This window comes from Xanthomonas sp. WHRI 10204, from assembly GCF_040202875.1.
Taxonomy (GTDB): domain Bacteria; phylum Pseudomonadota; class Gammaproteobacteria; order Xanthomonadales; family Xanthomonadaceae; genus Xanthomonas.
This window is the reverse complement of sequence record NZ_JBEGDW010000002.1, coordinates 439782-453379: the sequence shown is the minus strand read 5'-3', so window position 1 is coordinate 453379 and position 13598 is coordinate 439782. Positions and strand designations below refer to the sequence as shown.

At 64.0% G+C, this 13598-nt stretch carries 10 protein-coding genes and 1 other RNA gene; 8 read left to right on the top strand and 3 right to left on the bottom strand.

Features of this window, described 5'->3' with window-relative positions; all coding sequences use genetic code 11:
• Positions 1-314 precede the first annotated feature (314 nt).
• From map to asnB, 8 genes are all read left to right on the top strand, one after another.
• Positions 315-1091 carry a type I methionyl aminopeptidase gene (gene map / locus ABQZ00_RS12690; RefSeq protein ID WP_055845099.1) on the top strand — a complete coding sequence of 259 codons (777 nt, stop codon included), beginning with the start codon at positions 315-317 and terminating at the stop codon, positions 1089-1091.
• Positions 1088-3697: a [protein-PII] uridylyltransferase gene (locus ABQZ00_RS12685; protein WP_323538172.1), complete on the top strand. Its 2610-nt coding sequence runs from the start codon at positions 1088-1090 to the stop codon at positions 3695-3697. The genes map and ABQZ00_RS12685 overlap by 4 nt, the downstream gene beginning before the upstream one ends.
• A gap of 17 nt (positions 3698-3714) precedes the next feature.
• A complete protein-coding gene (gene dapD / locus ABQZ00_RS12680) occupies positions 3715-4911 on the top strand; it encodes a 2,3,4,5-tetrahydropyridine-2,6-dicarboxylate N-succinyltransferase (RefSeq protein ID WP_323538173.1) in 1197 nt (398 codons plus the stop codon).
• A complete protein-coding gene (locus ABQZ00_RS12675) occupies positions 4908-5381 on the top strand; it encodes a hypothetical protein (RefSeq protein WP_323538174.1) in 474 nt (157 codons plus the stop codon). Before dapD ends, ABQZ00_RS12675 begins: the two co-directional genes overlap by 4 nt.
• Complete coding sequence (locus ABQZ00_RS12670) at positions 5378-5734, top strand: arsenate reductase (RefSeq protein WP_115553389.1); 357 nt, start codon at positions 5378-5380, stop codon at positions 5732-5734. The genes ABQZ00_RS12675 and ABQZ00_RS12670 overlap by 4 nt, the downstream gene beginning before the upstream one ends.
• Positions 5731-6216 (top strand): GNAT family N-acetyltransferase, encoded by a 486-nt coding sequence (locus ABQZ00_RS12665; protein ID WP_323538175.1) that lies wholly within the window; start codon positions 5731-5733, stop codon positions 6214-6216. Before ABQZ00_RS12670 ends, ABQZ00_RS12665 begins: the two co-directional genes overlap by 4 nt.
• A gap of 19 nt (positions 6217-6235) precedes the next feature.
• Positions 6236-7366 (top strand): succinyl-diaminopimelate desuccinylase, encoded by a 1131-nt coding sequence (gene dapE, locus ABQZ00_RS12660; protein WP_323538176.1) that lies wholly within the window; start codon positions 6236-6238, stop codon positions 7364-7366.
• Between the two features lie 295 nt (positions 7367-7661).
• Positions 7662-9356, top strand: coding sequence for an asparagine synthase B (gene asnB / locus ABQZ00_RS12655; protein WP_055845080.1), 1695 nt, complete (start codon positions 7662-7664; stop codon positions 9354-9356).
• 66 nt (positions 9357-9422) lie between these two features.
• Here the strand turns inward: asnB and hpaM are convergent, their stop codons facing one another.
• The 3 genes from hpaM to ABQZ00_RS12640 form a co-directional block, all read right to left on the bottom strand.
• Entirely contained in the window at positions 9423-10475 is a 1053-nt protein-coding gene (gene hpaM / locus ABQZ00_RS12650; protein WP_055845076.1) for a type III secretion-associated outer membrane-bound protein HpaM, read from the bottom strand.
• 300 nt (positions 10476-10775) lie between these two features.
• On the bottom strand, positions 10776-12917 hold the full coding sequence (locus ABQZ00_RS12645; protein WP_323538177.1) for a TonB-dependent siderophore receptor: 2142 nt from the start codon (positions 12915-12917) through the stop codon (positions 10776-10778).
• Positions 12918-13074: 157 nt separating this feature from the next.
• A non-coding RNA gene (locus tag ABQZ00_RS12640) (sX9 sRNA) lies at positions 13075-13143 on the bottom strand.
• Positions 13144-13598: the final 455 nt, after the last annotated feature.

Sequence of the window (13598 nt, the reverse complement as noted above, 5' to 3'; positions counted from 1 at the left end):
ATTTCCTTGACCGGTCAGGTCTTTGATGACGCGACAAGCTGTCGCCCTCCATGCAATGCATCAACTGTGCCAAAAATAACTGCGAATTCATCTTGTATCTAGCTGTTTCGCTTGCATCTTTTGCGAAATTTGCGATGTCCTATTGATGACTTCGCTCGCAGGATTCTTGACGCGAGAGGAACTGCGTCACACATGAATAGGCGCTCGCGACGGTTTGCTGTTGCCCGGTCCGCTTGTGCTGTCGACACTGTGTCCTGCAAAAAACGCTGTCGCGGGTCGTTCAGATTCAGCCCGGATCGGCGATAATCGGGGGCATGAGCGTCAATCTAAAAACCAAAGAAGAAATCGAACTGATGCGCATCGCCGGCCGTCTGGCCGCCGAGGTGCTCGACATCGTTGGCCCGCACGTCAAGCCGGGCGTGACCACTGCCGAGCTCGACCGCATCTGCCACGACCACATCGTCAACGTGCAGGGCACCATTCCTGCAAACGTTGGCTATCGCGGCTTTCCCAAGAGCGTATGCACCTCGGTCAATAACGTGATCTGTCACGGCATTCCGAGCGCGGCCAAGGTGTTGAAGGAAGGCGACATCGTCAATATCGATGTCACCGTGATCAAGGACGGCTGGCACGGCGACACCAGCCGCATGTATTACGTGGGCACGCCGTCGGTAATGGCCAAGCGCCTGGTGGACACCACCTATGAAGCGATGTGGCGCGGCATCCGCGCGGTCAAGCCGGGCGCCACGCTGGGCGATGTGGGCCATGCGATCCAGAAGTTTGCTGAGGCCGAACGTTTCAGCGTGGTGCGCGACTACTGCGGCCACGGCATCGGCAAGGTCTATCACGACGAACCGCAGGTGATGCATTACGGCCGTCCGGGCGAAGGCCTGGTGCTCAAGCCGGGCATGACCTTCACCATCGAGCCGATGATCAACGAAGGCACCTATCACCATAAGACACTGCCCGACGGCTGGACCGTGGTCACCAAGGATCGCAAGTTGTCCGCGCAGTGGGAGCACATGGTCGCAGTGACCGAAGACGGCGTGGATGTGCTGACGCTGTCTGCCAATTCGCCCGCGCCGGTATGACGGCCACGCCGGCGGATCGACCCGACCCGGGCGTCGCCGGCGATGCGGAATGGGCCGCGCAGGCCCGTCCGCTGCTGGTGCACGCGGACATGCGGCTGTGCAAACGCTTCGATCAGGGCGAACCGATCGAACGGTTGGTTGCGCTACGCGCACGCGCGGTCGACCAGTTGATGCGCAACGCCTGGACCCGCTGTATTTCGGCCGATAGCGGCCTGTCGCTGCATGCGGTCGGTGGGTATGGCCGCGGCGAGCTGTTTCCGCGTTCGGACGTGGACGTGCTGGTGTTGGGCGACACCGCCGTGCAGCAGCGCCACGAGCAGGCGCTGGCGCGGTTGTTCGCGTTGTTGTGGGATGTGGGCCTGCCGATCAGTCACGCGGTGCGCTCGCCGGCGCAGTGCACCGCCGCTGCGATCGATCAGACCGTGCTCACCGCGTTGATCGAGTCGCGGCCGTTGGTGGCCGACGGCGACGCGCGCGCGGCACTGGCTGCGGCGATCGCGCCGCAATGGGTGTGGCCGCCGCGCGATTTCTTCCAGGCCAAGCGCGAAGAATTGCTGGCGCGGCATCAGCGCTTTGGCGACACCGCCGACAATCTCGAACCCGACATCAAGGACGGCCCGGGTGGCCTGCGCGATTTGCAGACCCTGGGCTGGATGGCGTTGCGCGCGTTCGGGGTCAAGGATCTGGAAGCGTTGGTCGGGCTGGGCCATGTCGGCTTCGACGAAGCGGCTGCGTTGCGACGCGAGCGCGAAGAATTGGCGCGGCTGCGCTTCGGGCTGCACATCGTGGCCAACCGGCCGGAAGAACGCCTGCGTTTCGATTACCAAAAGACCCTGGCGCAGCGGCTGGGCTTTGCCGACGACCCGGAAAGTCTTGGCGTCGAAAAAATGATGCAGCGCTTTTACCGCAGCGCTGCGTTGATCCGCCGGATCAGCGATCGGCTGCTGCAGCGCTTCGAAGAACAGTTCGATGGCGAGGCGGTACCGGAGCCGTTGGGCGATGGTTTCAGCCTGCGTCGCGGTTATCTGGCCGCCGATGCCGACAGCTGGCCGGATGGCGATGTGCTGCGGGTATTCGCGCTGTTTGCGCAGTGGGCCGCGCATCGCGATGTGCGCGGGTTGCATTCGTTGACCGCACGCGCGCTGGCCGAAGTGCTGCAGCAACTGCCGGCTTACGACGTAGCCGATGCCGCCACGCGCGACCGTTTCATGGCGCTGCTGCGCGGCCCGCGTGCGGTGGAAACGCTCAATCGCATGGCGCGGCTGGGTGTGCTGGGGCAGTGGATTCCGGCGTTTGCCAGTGTGTCCGGGCGCATGCAGTTCGATCTGTTTCACGTCTACACGGTGGACCAGCACACCTTGATGGTGCTGCGGAACATCGCGCTGTTCGCCGCCGGCCGTGCCGACGAGCGTTTTTCGATCACCCACGAAGTCTGGCCGCGTCTGCGCAAGCCGGAATTGCTGCTGCTGGCCGGGTTGTTTCACGACATCGCCAAAGGCCGCGGTGGAGATCACTCCGAACTGGGCGCAGTCGATGCGCGCGCGTTCTGTCTTGCGCATCGGCTCAGCGAAGGCGATACCGAACTGGTGACCTGGCTGGTGGAGCAGCACCTGCGCATGTCGGTCACCGCGCAAAAGCAGGACATCTCCGACCCGGAGGTAATCCATCGCTTCGCCACCCTGGTCGGCACCCGCGAGCGTCTGGATTATTTGTATCTGTTGACCTGCGCCGACATCGCCGGCACCAGCCCCAAGCTGTGGAACGCATGGAAGGACCGGTTGCTGGCCGATCTGTATTTCGCCGCGCGTCGCGCGCTGCGCGAAGGCCTGGAACATCCGCCGCCGCGCGAGGAACGCTTGCGCGAAGCACGCGACTCCGCACGCGCGCTGATGCAGGCGCAAGGCCATGACGATGCCACCATCGACCGCCAGTTCGCTGGCATGCCGGACGAAAACTTCCTGCGCTTCCGTCCCGAGCAGCTCGCCTGGCAGGCCGTCTCGCTGATCGAAGTGCAGATCGGCCAGACCCTGGTCAAGGCGCGTCGTGCGGTGCCGGACAACGATGCGTTGGAACTGTTCGTGTATTCGCCAGACCGCGATGGCCTGTTTTCGGCGATTGTCGCCACGCTGGATCGCAAGGGCTACGGCATCCATCGCGCGCGCGTGCTGGACGCGCCGCACGACGCGATCTTCGACGTGTTCGAAGTGCTGCCGCAGGAAGGCTATGCCGATGGCGATCCGCAGCGTCTTGCCGCCGCGCTACGCCAGGTGCTGGCCGGCGACCTGCAAAAAGTGCGGCCATCGCGGCGTGCCGTGCCGCGCCAGTTGCGGCATTTCCGCTTTGCGCCGCGCGTGGAATTCAGCGAAAGCGCTGGCGGCCGCCGCACCCGCATCAGTCTGGTCGCCCCCGATCGTCCTGGCCTGCTGGCCGATGTGGCGTATGTCCTGCGCATGCAACATCTCCGCGTGCACGACGCGCGCATCGCCACCTTTGGCGAGCGTGCGGAAGATCAGTTCCAGATCACCGACGAGCACGATCGCCCGTTGTCCGAATCCGCCCGGCAGGCCCTGCGCGATGCGTTGTGCGCCTGTCTCGACCCCGCCTAGTACGTCCGGAGACCCCCATGGCCACCACCAAGAAGACCGCGCGCAAGCCCGGCGCGACCACCGCCAGCGCCGCACCCAAGCGCGCAGCCACCCCCACCGCCAAGGCCGGCAAGACGACCGCAGCAGACACGACCAAGCCGGTCGCGAGAGTCGGCAAGAAAGGCGCCGTCAAGACGGCGGCGGTCAAGGCCGCGCCGGTCAAGAACACCGCTGTAAACAAGGCTTCTGAAAAGAAGACTGCTGAAAAGAAGGCCGCCAGCGCTCCGCGCGTGGCCAGGCAGGCGACCGGCGTGGTGTCGGTGCCAGCAGCGAAAAAGGCGGCCGCTGCAAAGAAACGGCCGATTGCCGAGCAGGCCGTGCAAAGCGCGGCAACCCATGTAGGCAACGATGAACTGAAGTTCGGCATCGAAAGCGCCTTCGAGCGCCGCGCCACCTTGACGATGGATGAGATCGACGGCTCCACCCGCGCGATCGTCACCCGCGTGATCGATGGCCTGGAGAGCGGCGAATTCCGCGTGGCCGAGCCGGACGGGCAGGGCGGCTGGACCGTCAACGAGTGGTTGAAGAAAGCTGTGCTCCTGTATTTCCGCGTCAACGAGATGGCGGTGATCGACGCCCAGCCGGCGCCGTTCTGGGACAAGGTGGAATCGCGCTTTGCCGGCTTCCATGAAGCCGACTTCCGCAAGGCCGGCGTGCGCGTGGTGCCCGGTGCGGTCGCGCGTCGCGGCACCTATTTCGGCAAGGACGTGGTGCTGATGCCGAGCTTCACCAATATCGGCGCCTATGTCGGCGAAGGCACCATGGTCGACACTTGGGCAACGGTGGGCTCGTGCGCGCAGATCGGCAAGCACTGCCATCTGTCCGGCGGTGCCGGCATCGGTGGCGTGCTCGAACCGCTGCAGGCCAGCCCGACCATCATCGAAGACCATTGCTTTATCGGCGCGCGGTCGGAAGTGGTCGAAGGCGTGGTCATCGGCCATCACAGCGTGATCGGCATGGGTGTGTTCATTTCGCAGAGCACGCGTATTTACAACCGCGCTACCGGCGAGATTTCCTACGGCTATGTGCCGCCGTACAGCGTGGTGGTGTCTGGCCAGCTGCCGTCCAAGGACGGCTCGCATTCGCTGTATTGCGCAGTGATCGTCAAGCAAGTGGATGCCAGGACACGCAGCAAGACCAGCGTTAACGAGCTGCTGCGCGGTCTGGCCGATTGAGTACCGCACCCGCCCCTGCCGGCACCTTGCTGTCGCGTCCAGCCAGCGGCTGGATCCGGTGGGGCATCCCGGCCCTGTGGCTGGGATGGGCTGCGGTCTACGTGGCGGGCTCGCTGGCGCGCGACGGCGTGCCGCAGCAGCTGGACGTGCTGCGCTGGCTGGCGCCTGTCGCCATGCTTGGGCTGACCGTGCGGCATATCGTGTTGTGCAGGCGATGGGCGCAGGTGCGCGATGCCGGCGATGCGCTGGAGATCGTGCAGCAGGGGCGGTCGCAGCGTGTGGACCTGGCGCAGTTGCGTGCAGTCGATCCGGCCTGGCTGGTTCCACCGGTGCGGCTGGCGTTGAAATTCCACGGTGAGCGCGCACGGGTGGTGTTCCTGCCTGCGCGCGGGCAAGACCCCACCGCGTTGGCCACCACCTTGCTGGCGCGTGCAGGCGCGCACCATGCAGTTGAAGAGAGCACGACATGACCACGTTGTATGGATTGAAGAACTGCGACACCTGCAAGAAGGCCACCAAGTGGCTGGACCGCTTCGGCTTGGCCCATACGTTCGTCGATTACCGCGAGCACAAGCCGGAGCCGGAGACGCTGGTCGCCTGGGCCGAACAGGCGGGCGGCTTCGATGCCTTGATCAACAAGTCCTCGACCACCTGGCGGCAGCTGCCCGACAACAAAAAAACGCCTGGCTCGCAGGCCGAATGGAAGCTGCTGCTGCGCGAGTATCCGCAGCTGATCCGACGGCCCGTGGTCGTGACCGACGATGGCGCGTTGAGCCAGGGATTCTCCGATAACGGCTTCAAGAAGCGGTTCGGCATCGAGTGAACGTGCGGCCCTACCAGGGCGAGGACTGGCTCCAGCTGTGTGCCGTGCACGATGCGGCGCGGCAGCAAGAGCTGCGAGCGGCCGGCTTGCCCGAAGCATTCCTGCCCCTGCCGATCGCCGCCGAGCGTGAGTCACTGTTTGACTACACGCTGCGCGTGGCCGAGCTCAATGGACGCGTGATGGGTTTCGTTGCCTACGATGCGCAGGAACTCGCCTGGCTGTACGTGGCGCCGGGCGCGCAACGGCGCGGCGTTGGCGCAGCGCTTGTTGCAGCGGTCCAGCGGGATCGTCCGAACGGCCTGTCGTTGGAATTGCTGGAAGGAAATGACGCAGCACTGGCCTTCTACCAACGCTGCGGCTTCGTCGTCACCGGCAGCCACGGCGGCCGCATGCCGGGAAACGAGCGTTTTGCAGTGCGCGTGCAGACGATGCAGTGGCATGGCCCGGATGCCGCCCCAGCGATGCATGCATCAACCGTGTGATCACATAAGGCCTGACGACATGAACGATGTGCTGGAGCTGACCTGCGATCTGATCGCACGCCCCTCGGTGACCCCTGACGATGCTGGCTGCCAAGCACTGCTTGCAGGGCGCTTGACTGCCGCGGGCTTCGCCTGCGAGCACCTGCGCTTGGGCGAGGTCGACAATCTGTGGGCAACCCATGGCAGCGGTGCGCCAGTGCTGGTGTTGCTCGGGCATACCGATGTGGTGCCGCCGGGCCCGCGCGAGGCGTGGACCAGCGATCCATTCGATCCGCAGATCCGCGATGGCGTGCTGTACGGGCGTGGTGCCGCCGATATGAAAGGCAGCGTGGCTGCCTTCGTGATTGCCGCCGAGCAGTTTGTTGCGGCCCATGCGGAGCACCCCGGTACGTTGGCGGTGTTGTTGACCTCCGACGAGGAAGGCGATGCCATCGATGGCGTGCGGCGTGTGGCCGATCTGTTTCGCGAACGTGGGCAAGCGATCGATTGGTGCATCACCGGCGAGCCATCGTCCACCGAGCGACTGGGCGACCTGCTGCGGGTTGGCCGCCGCGGTAGCCTGTCCGGCACGCTGACCGTCAATGGCGTGCAGGGCCATGTGGCGTATCCGCACAAGGCGCGCAACCCGATCCATCTGGCAGCGCCCGCGTTGGCCGAATTGGTCGCACGGCGCTGGGACGACGGCTTCGAAAGTTTCCCGCCCACCAGTCTGCAGATTTCCAACATCCATGCCGGCACCGGTGCCAACAACGTGATCCCCGGCGAGCTGCAGGTCGCCTTCAATCTGCGTTACACCCCGCAGTGGGATGCGCCGCGTCTTGAAGCGGAAATTACCGCAGTGCTGGATCGCCATGCGCTGGATTACAGCGTTCGCTGGCACCGCAGCGGCGAGCCGTTCTACACCCCGGAGGGGCGCCTGCGCAGCGTTGCGCGCGAGGTGTTGGGCCAGTTCGCCGGCGCGCCGCCGGAAGAGAGCACTGGCGGTGGCACTTCCGATGCGCGCTTCATCGCGCCGCTGGGCGCGCAATGCATCGAGGTCGGCCCGGTCAACGCGTCGATCCACCAAGTGGACGAGCATGTGCGCGTGGCCGATCTGGAGGCGTTGCCGTCGCTGTACCGCACGCTTGTCGAACGCTTGTTGATCGGTTGAGCAAGCGCTGCGCCGCCGTCGTTGCCGCTGAAACAGTTGCGCCAGCGAAAACGAACGGTTAGCGTCGGCTACATGGTCATCCACCTCGCCAAGCTTAATAACGCCAACCGCAACACGCTGCGCGCGAATAATCGTGCGCGGCCGATGCGGGTCTGCGACTAGGCGAAGTACATCCAAACGCCCAGGAATCAGAAAACCCGCATCGGCCGATGCGGGTTTTTTTTTGGGCGTCACTTCCAAGCAGCATGCTCGTCCACCGGCCATCCATCCCCGCAGTTTCATCAGGAGTGTTTCCATGTGTTCCATCTTCGGAATTTTCGGCCTGCAACCCGGCGACGATCTGCAGGCCCTGCGCCGGCAGGCGCTGGAATGTTCGCAGCGGCAGCGGCATCGCGGTCCGGACTGGAGCGGCGTGTATGTCGACACCGGCGCGATCCTGGTGCACGAGCGGCTGGCCATCGTCGACCCGGCCGGCGGCTCGCAGCCCTTGCTCTCGGAAGATGGGCAGCTGGCCTTGGCGGTGAATGGCGAAATCTATAACCATCGCGAACTCAAGCAGGAGCTGCAGCAGCCGTACGCCTTCCAGACCGGCTCCGATTGCGAGGTGATCAACGCGTTGTATCGCGAAGATGCGCCGGCCTCGTATCTCAACCGCCTCAACGGCATCTTTGCGTTCGCACTGTGGGACAAGGCGGCCGGACGCGTGATCATTGCGCGCGACCCGATCGGCGTGGTGCCGCTGTACTGGGGGCATGATCGCGAAGGCCGCCTGCGCGTGGCCTCCGAGCTGAAATCGCTGGTGGACGATTGCGCCGATGCCGCACAGTTTCCGCCGGGCCATTGGTACGACAGCGCCACCGGCGCATTGAGCCGCTACTACGAACGCGCCTGGCGCGAATACGGAGAAGTGGAAGGCGTGCAGGTGCAACTGCAGGAATTGCGCGAAGCCTTTGAGCGGGCGGTGCATCGTCAGCTGATGACCGACGTGCCGTACGGCGTGTTGCTCTCAGGCGGTCTGGATTCGTCGTTGGTCGCAGCCGTCGCCGCGCGTTATGCACGGCATCGCATCGAAGAAAACGACACCACCGAAGCGTGGTGGCCGCGCCTGCATTCGTTCGCGATCGGCCTGAAAGGCTCGCCCGATCTTGCCGCTGCAGAAGTGGCCGCCGCAGCACTGGGCACCGTGCACCACGGGTTCGAATACACCTTCGAAGAAGGCCTGGACGCGTTGCCGGAAGTGATCCGTCACATCGAGACCTACGACGTCACCACCATTCGCGCGTCCACGCCGATGTTTTTGCTGGCACGGCGCATCAAGGCGATGGGCGTCAAGATGGTGCTGTCGGGCGAAGGCAGCGACGAAATCTTTGGCGGCTATCTGTATTTCCACAAGGCACCGAACGCGCGCGAATTCCATGAGGAATTGGTACGCAAGCTGGATGCACTCAACAACTTCGATTGCCTGCGCGCAAACAAGTCGATGATGGCCTGGGGCGTTGAGCCACGCGTGCCGTTCCTGGACCGCGAGTTCCTGGATGTGGCCATGCGCATGGATGCCAGCTTCAAGATGATCGACAAGACCAGCACCGGCGCCACGCGCATGGAAAAGGGCGTGCTGCGCGAAGCGTTCGCCGGTTATCTGCCCGAATCGATCCTGTGGCGGCAGAAAGAGCAGTTCAGCGATGGCGTGGGCTATGGCTGGATCGATGGGCTCAAGGCGCATGCCGCCGCGCATGTGAGCGACCGCGAGCTGGCCGCGGCCGACCGGCGTTTTCCGGTCAACCCGCCGCAGACCAAGGAAGCGTATTTCTATCGCAGCCTGTTCGAGCAGTTTTTCCCGAGCCAGGCGGCGGCAGAAACGGTGCCGGGCGGCAAGTCGATTGCGTGCTCGTCACCGACCGCGATTGCCTGGGATGCGAGTTTTGCGGCAATGGCCGACCCGTCGGGCCGTGCGATCGCCGGCGTGCACGAACAGGCACTGGCCTCGTAACGCGCGTTGCAACTGCAGCGGCCGGCATGCGCCAACGCGCTGCCGGCCGCCCTGTAGTACAGGTGCTTATTGCTCGTGGCGCACGCAATAGCCGTAGCGCTGCGGCTCGATATCCACACCGGCCACATCGGCCTGGTTGTTACGCCACAGGTTGGGCTTGAAGTCGGCCGCGGTGCAGTTGGCTGCACGGTCCACACCGATGGTGTAGGTGAACGGCGTATTGGAGAAGCGGTTGTTCTCGAACACGTTGTCCTGGCTCATGCTGTTGTCCCAGCACAGGATTTCCGGCGTGCGATAGCGGATGGCGCAGGCCAGGAACACGCCGGCCACCTTGTTGCCATCGAACACGTTGTTGCTGAAGCGGTTGCGCCGCGCATCGGACAGATAGATGCCCTGGCTGCCGTTACGTTCGAAGCGGTTGTTGCGGATCTCGCTGTCTTCCAGATGTTCGGTGGTCAACCCGGCCGCCACGTTGTCGTGGATGTAGTTGTTGACCATGGTCACCTTGGCGGTGCGGTTGAACGACACACCGTCCCAGATCGCGCCAGACACATCGTTGTTTTCGATGGTGATCTCGCGCGTGTCGTATTCGCTCAACAGGCAGGCGCTACGGCACTTGTTGACCTGCAACCCAGCCAGGCGAATGCCTTGGCCGGAGCGCACCACCACTGCGCTGTTGCTCAGGTACGGGCGCTCGGGCATGAATTCCTTGTCGCCGGTGCTGGCAACGATCTGCATGTCTTCGATGCTGACGTTGCGGATCACGCCGGTCGGCTGCTGGTTTTCGTAGTCGCCCACCACCAGTGCTGGTTGCTGCACGCCATCGGCCATACGCAAGACCGTGCTTGGGCCTTTGCCGCGCAAGGTCAGGTTGCCGCGGTGGATCGAGACCAGCCCACGCAGCGGAAATTCGCCTTTTTCCAGGCACAACACCGACGGCGTATCGCCTTGCGGCAGTTTATCGATGGCCTTTTGCAGATCCTGCCCCGGCTTCACCTTGGCGGTGCAGCTGGCGACAGGCGCGTCGGGTGGGCCGGATTTGGCCGGTGGTGCGGCCGAGCAGGCGGCTGCAAACACCAGGGGCAACAGGGCGGAAACGGAGCGGGCAAGCTGAGGCATGCGGATTCCGGTCAGTGAGGGGAGGGGGGCGATCGGTGTGGAGAGATCTCCAGATCGCGACGGCCTCTAGTGTGTCCCACCGAACGTTAAGTTCCAGCCCATGACCGCCTGCGCGATTCGGCGCAGGTTCATTGCGTGGCAATTGTGCGCAGTGCAACTGTGCGTCAACGCGCAGTTGCGGTGGTGGCGAGTGCGTGTTGCATGGACGCAGGCGTGATCGTGATGGCGATGCTTGCCGGAGGGCGCGCCGGCGTTGCAAGCGTCGCGTGCTGCGGATGCTTGAGCGACGAGTCGCCGTGCTCAGAAGGTATAGGCCAACTGCGCATAGATGCGTCGCGGCTCGCCCGGAAAGTGCCCGCCACGCGCATTGAAGCCGCTCATCGCGTACACCTTGTCGAATAGATTCTTGACGTTGATCTGCAGCTTCCACGCATCCCACTGCGTCTGCCAGCTGATGTCGTAGATGGCGTACGGCTTGACGCGCTGGCCGTCCAGGCTGACGCGCTCGCCCACGTAGTCGGCGCCGAAGGCTACCGCCGAGCGCCAGGCCGGCAAGTCGTAGCGGGTCCACAGCCCGAGCGTGTTACGCGGTGCGTTGGCGAAGCGATCGCCCGATGCATTGGTGATGCCGTCGCTACCGGCATCGAGCACGTGCGCATCGTTGTAGGCGTAGGTCAGGTTAAGCACCCAGCGCTGGGTCAGATCGGCCAGCAGGTCGACCTCCAGCCCTTCGCTGCGCACCAGGCCCAGCGCAGAGAGTTGGTTGACGCCATCGACGACGCTGCCATTGGCCTGCACGATGTTGCTGCGCTCGATGCGATACAACGCGGTGTTGAGCGTCAAGCCGCCATCGTTGAGCGCGGTCTTCAGGCCAAGCTCCCATTGTTTGCTGCGCTCCGGGTCGAACGGCCCGCCGACGCTCGCATCCTGATTTGCCGCGTCCTGCGGCACAAACCCGCTGGCGTAACTCGCATAGGCATTGACGCCATCGCGCAGCACGAAGGTGCTGCCCACGCGCCAGCTGAGGTCGTTGCCGGTAATACGCGAGCCATCCAGCAGGTTGTCGTCCTTGAAGCCATCCCAGCGCAGTCCGGCCATCGCATACCAGCGTGGTGTCAGCGTCAGTTCGTCCTGCAGATACGCGCCGTAGCGCAGGCTACGCGTGCTGGTGGCACGCCAGGGCAGCGTGTCCAGGCCGTAATCGTAAAAGCCGCTACGCCCGTAGACCGGGTTGAACAGGTCGATGCCCGGCACCGGCCCGCGCACGCGTCCGCTATCTGCGGTATTGGCTGTTTGCGCACGGAAATCGGCATCCAGGCGATAGTAATCGGCGCCCATCAGCAGCTTGTGTGCGATGGCACCGGTGCTGGTGCGGAACACCGCATTGACGTTGCTGGAAATGGCATCGTTGTCGCGGTACTGGTTGCGCAACTGCCGCGTCATCCACTCGGCGGTGCCGTCGCGATCGCGGTCGATCAAGCCCATCGGCTCGTGATAGATCTGATGCTCATCGTTTTTGAACCAGCGCAGCGCCATGTCCACATCCCACGCACTGGAGGGGGCAAACCGATACTGCGCGAAGGCGACCTTGGCGCGCATGTCGAGAAAATCGGTGGGCTCGTTGTGGTTCCAGCGACGGTCGGTGAGGAAATTGCCGTCGTCATCGACCGGCACGCCGCGCAGACGATTGCCGCCCAGGTTCTGGGTGATATCGGTGTATTGCAGGGTGAGCTCGCCGGTGTCGCCGACATCGAAGGCCACCGAGGCATCGCCGATCTGGCTTTGGCTATCGGTGTTCCGGCGAAAGCCATCCTCGCCATCGGCATAGGCACCGATGCGATAGCGGATGCGGCCGTCTTCGCGCGCCGGGCCGGTGGCTTCGAACGACGCTGCGCCGAACGATTGATTGCCCAGCTGCAGCTCCACCCGCCGCTGCGCCTGGTGCGCAGGCTTGCGGGTGACGTAGTTGATGACGCCGCCGGGTTCGCCGCCGCCATACAACGCCCCCGCCGGACCCTTGAGCACTTCCACGCGTTCGATGTTGAACAGCTGCGGCACCGAAAAACCGGCATACGGATCGCCACGCAGACCGTCGTAGAGCACGTTTTCCTGGCGGAACCCGCGCAAGGTGACGCCCGCGTAGCTGAAGAAACTGATGCCGCTGATGCTGCGATACAGATCGGTGATCTGGCGCGCGGCCTGGTCGTCGATCAACTCGCGCGGCAGCACCTGCACCGATTGCGGCACCAGCGCCAGCGGCGTGTCGGTACGCGTGGCGACCGCTGCATCGTCGGATTTGTATAACGTCTGCGCACGGCCGACCACGTTGATGCCATCGAGTTCGGTGACGGCAGGCGAGGTGCTGGTGTGCTGAGCGAAAGCGGAGGGCGAGGGCAGGGCGAGCGCAGCGGTCAGCGCGGTGACAAGAAGCGTGGGGCGCATTGGTCGTTAATGATAATGGTTATCAAATGCATCTTATCATGCTGTGCTCGCTTGATGACATGCACTGCCAGCCGTGCGGATGTCTGGACGCTGGAACGTGCAGATATGCGAGGTGCAGCAGCCAAAATGCCAAATGCCAAACGCAACTCATAAGGGTGGCTAACAAAAGGTAGCGAGCAGTCGTCAGTTGGGGGCGCGGAGGAACAGGAGCGTCCGCATGCTACATAACGCACCGAGCACCGGCCGCCTGATGGCTGCACAGTCTTTTTTTAGCTGCTTTAAATGCAGACGTCAGAAGTGCAGTGCTCTCCTTCATCCGATGGGAGAAGGTGCCCGAAGCGCGGATGAGGGGACACACGAAGCCTCGTGGTGTTTGTCATGCACAAGCCGCTTGAAACAAGCCGAGGATGCGTCGCATCGCATGCCATCGGTCGCATGCGTGCGCACGTACCCTCACCCCAACCCCTCTCCCGCAGGAGAGGGGCTACTGCGGCTCGACCATTTCTTCGCTTGCGTCGAGACCGGTATCCGACAAATCGGACAACGCCAGCGCGCCTACTGCGGCTGCAGACGCAGCGTGTGCGTTGTGGTGGTCGGCAGGTCTCCCGCAGGAGAGGGGCTACTGCGGCTCGACCATTTCTTCGCTTGCGTCGAGACCGGTATCCGACAAATCGGACAACG

What these genes read in the sequence shown, in the direction of transcription:
- map (WP_055845099.1), top strand. Translation starts at nt 315, where the DNA reads ATGAGCGTCAATCTAAAAACCAAAGAAGAAATCGAACTGATGCGCATC.
- ABQZ00_RS12685 (WP_323538172.1), top strand. Translation starts at nt 1,088, where the DNA reads ATGACGGCCACGCCGGCGGATCGACCCGACCCGGGCGTCGCCGGCGAT.
- dapD (WP_323538173.1), top strand. Translation starts at nt 3,715, where the DNA reads ATGGCCACCACCAAGAAGACCGCGCGCAAGCCCGGCGCGACCACCGCC.
- ABQZ00_RS12670 (WP_115553389.1), top strand. Translation starts at nt 5,378, where the DNA reads ATGACCACGTTGTATGGATTGAAGAACTGCGACACCTGCAAGAAGGCC.
- dapE (WP_323538176.1), top strand. Translation starts at nt 6,236, where the DNA reads ATGAACGATGTGCTGGAGCTGACCTGCGATCTGATCGCACGCCCCTCG.
- asnB (WP_055845080.1), top strand. Translation starts at nt 7,662, where the DNA reads ATGTGTTCCATCTTCGGAATTTTCGGCCTGCAACCCGGCGACGATCTG.
- hpaM (WP_055845076.1), bottom strand. Translation starts at nt 10,475, where the DNA reads ATGCCTCAGCTTGCCCGCTCCGTTTCCGCCCTGTTGCCCCTGGTGTTT.
- ABQZ00_RS12645 (WP_323538177.1), bottom strand. Translation starts at nt 12,917, where the DNA reads ATGCGCCCCACGCTTCTTGTCACCGCGCTGACCGCTGCGCTCGCCCTG.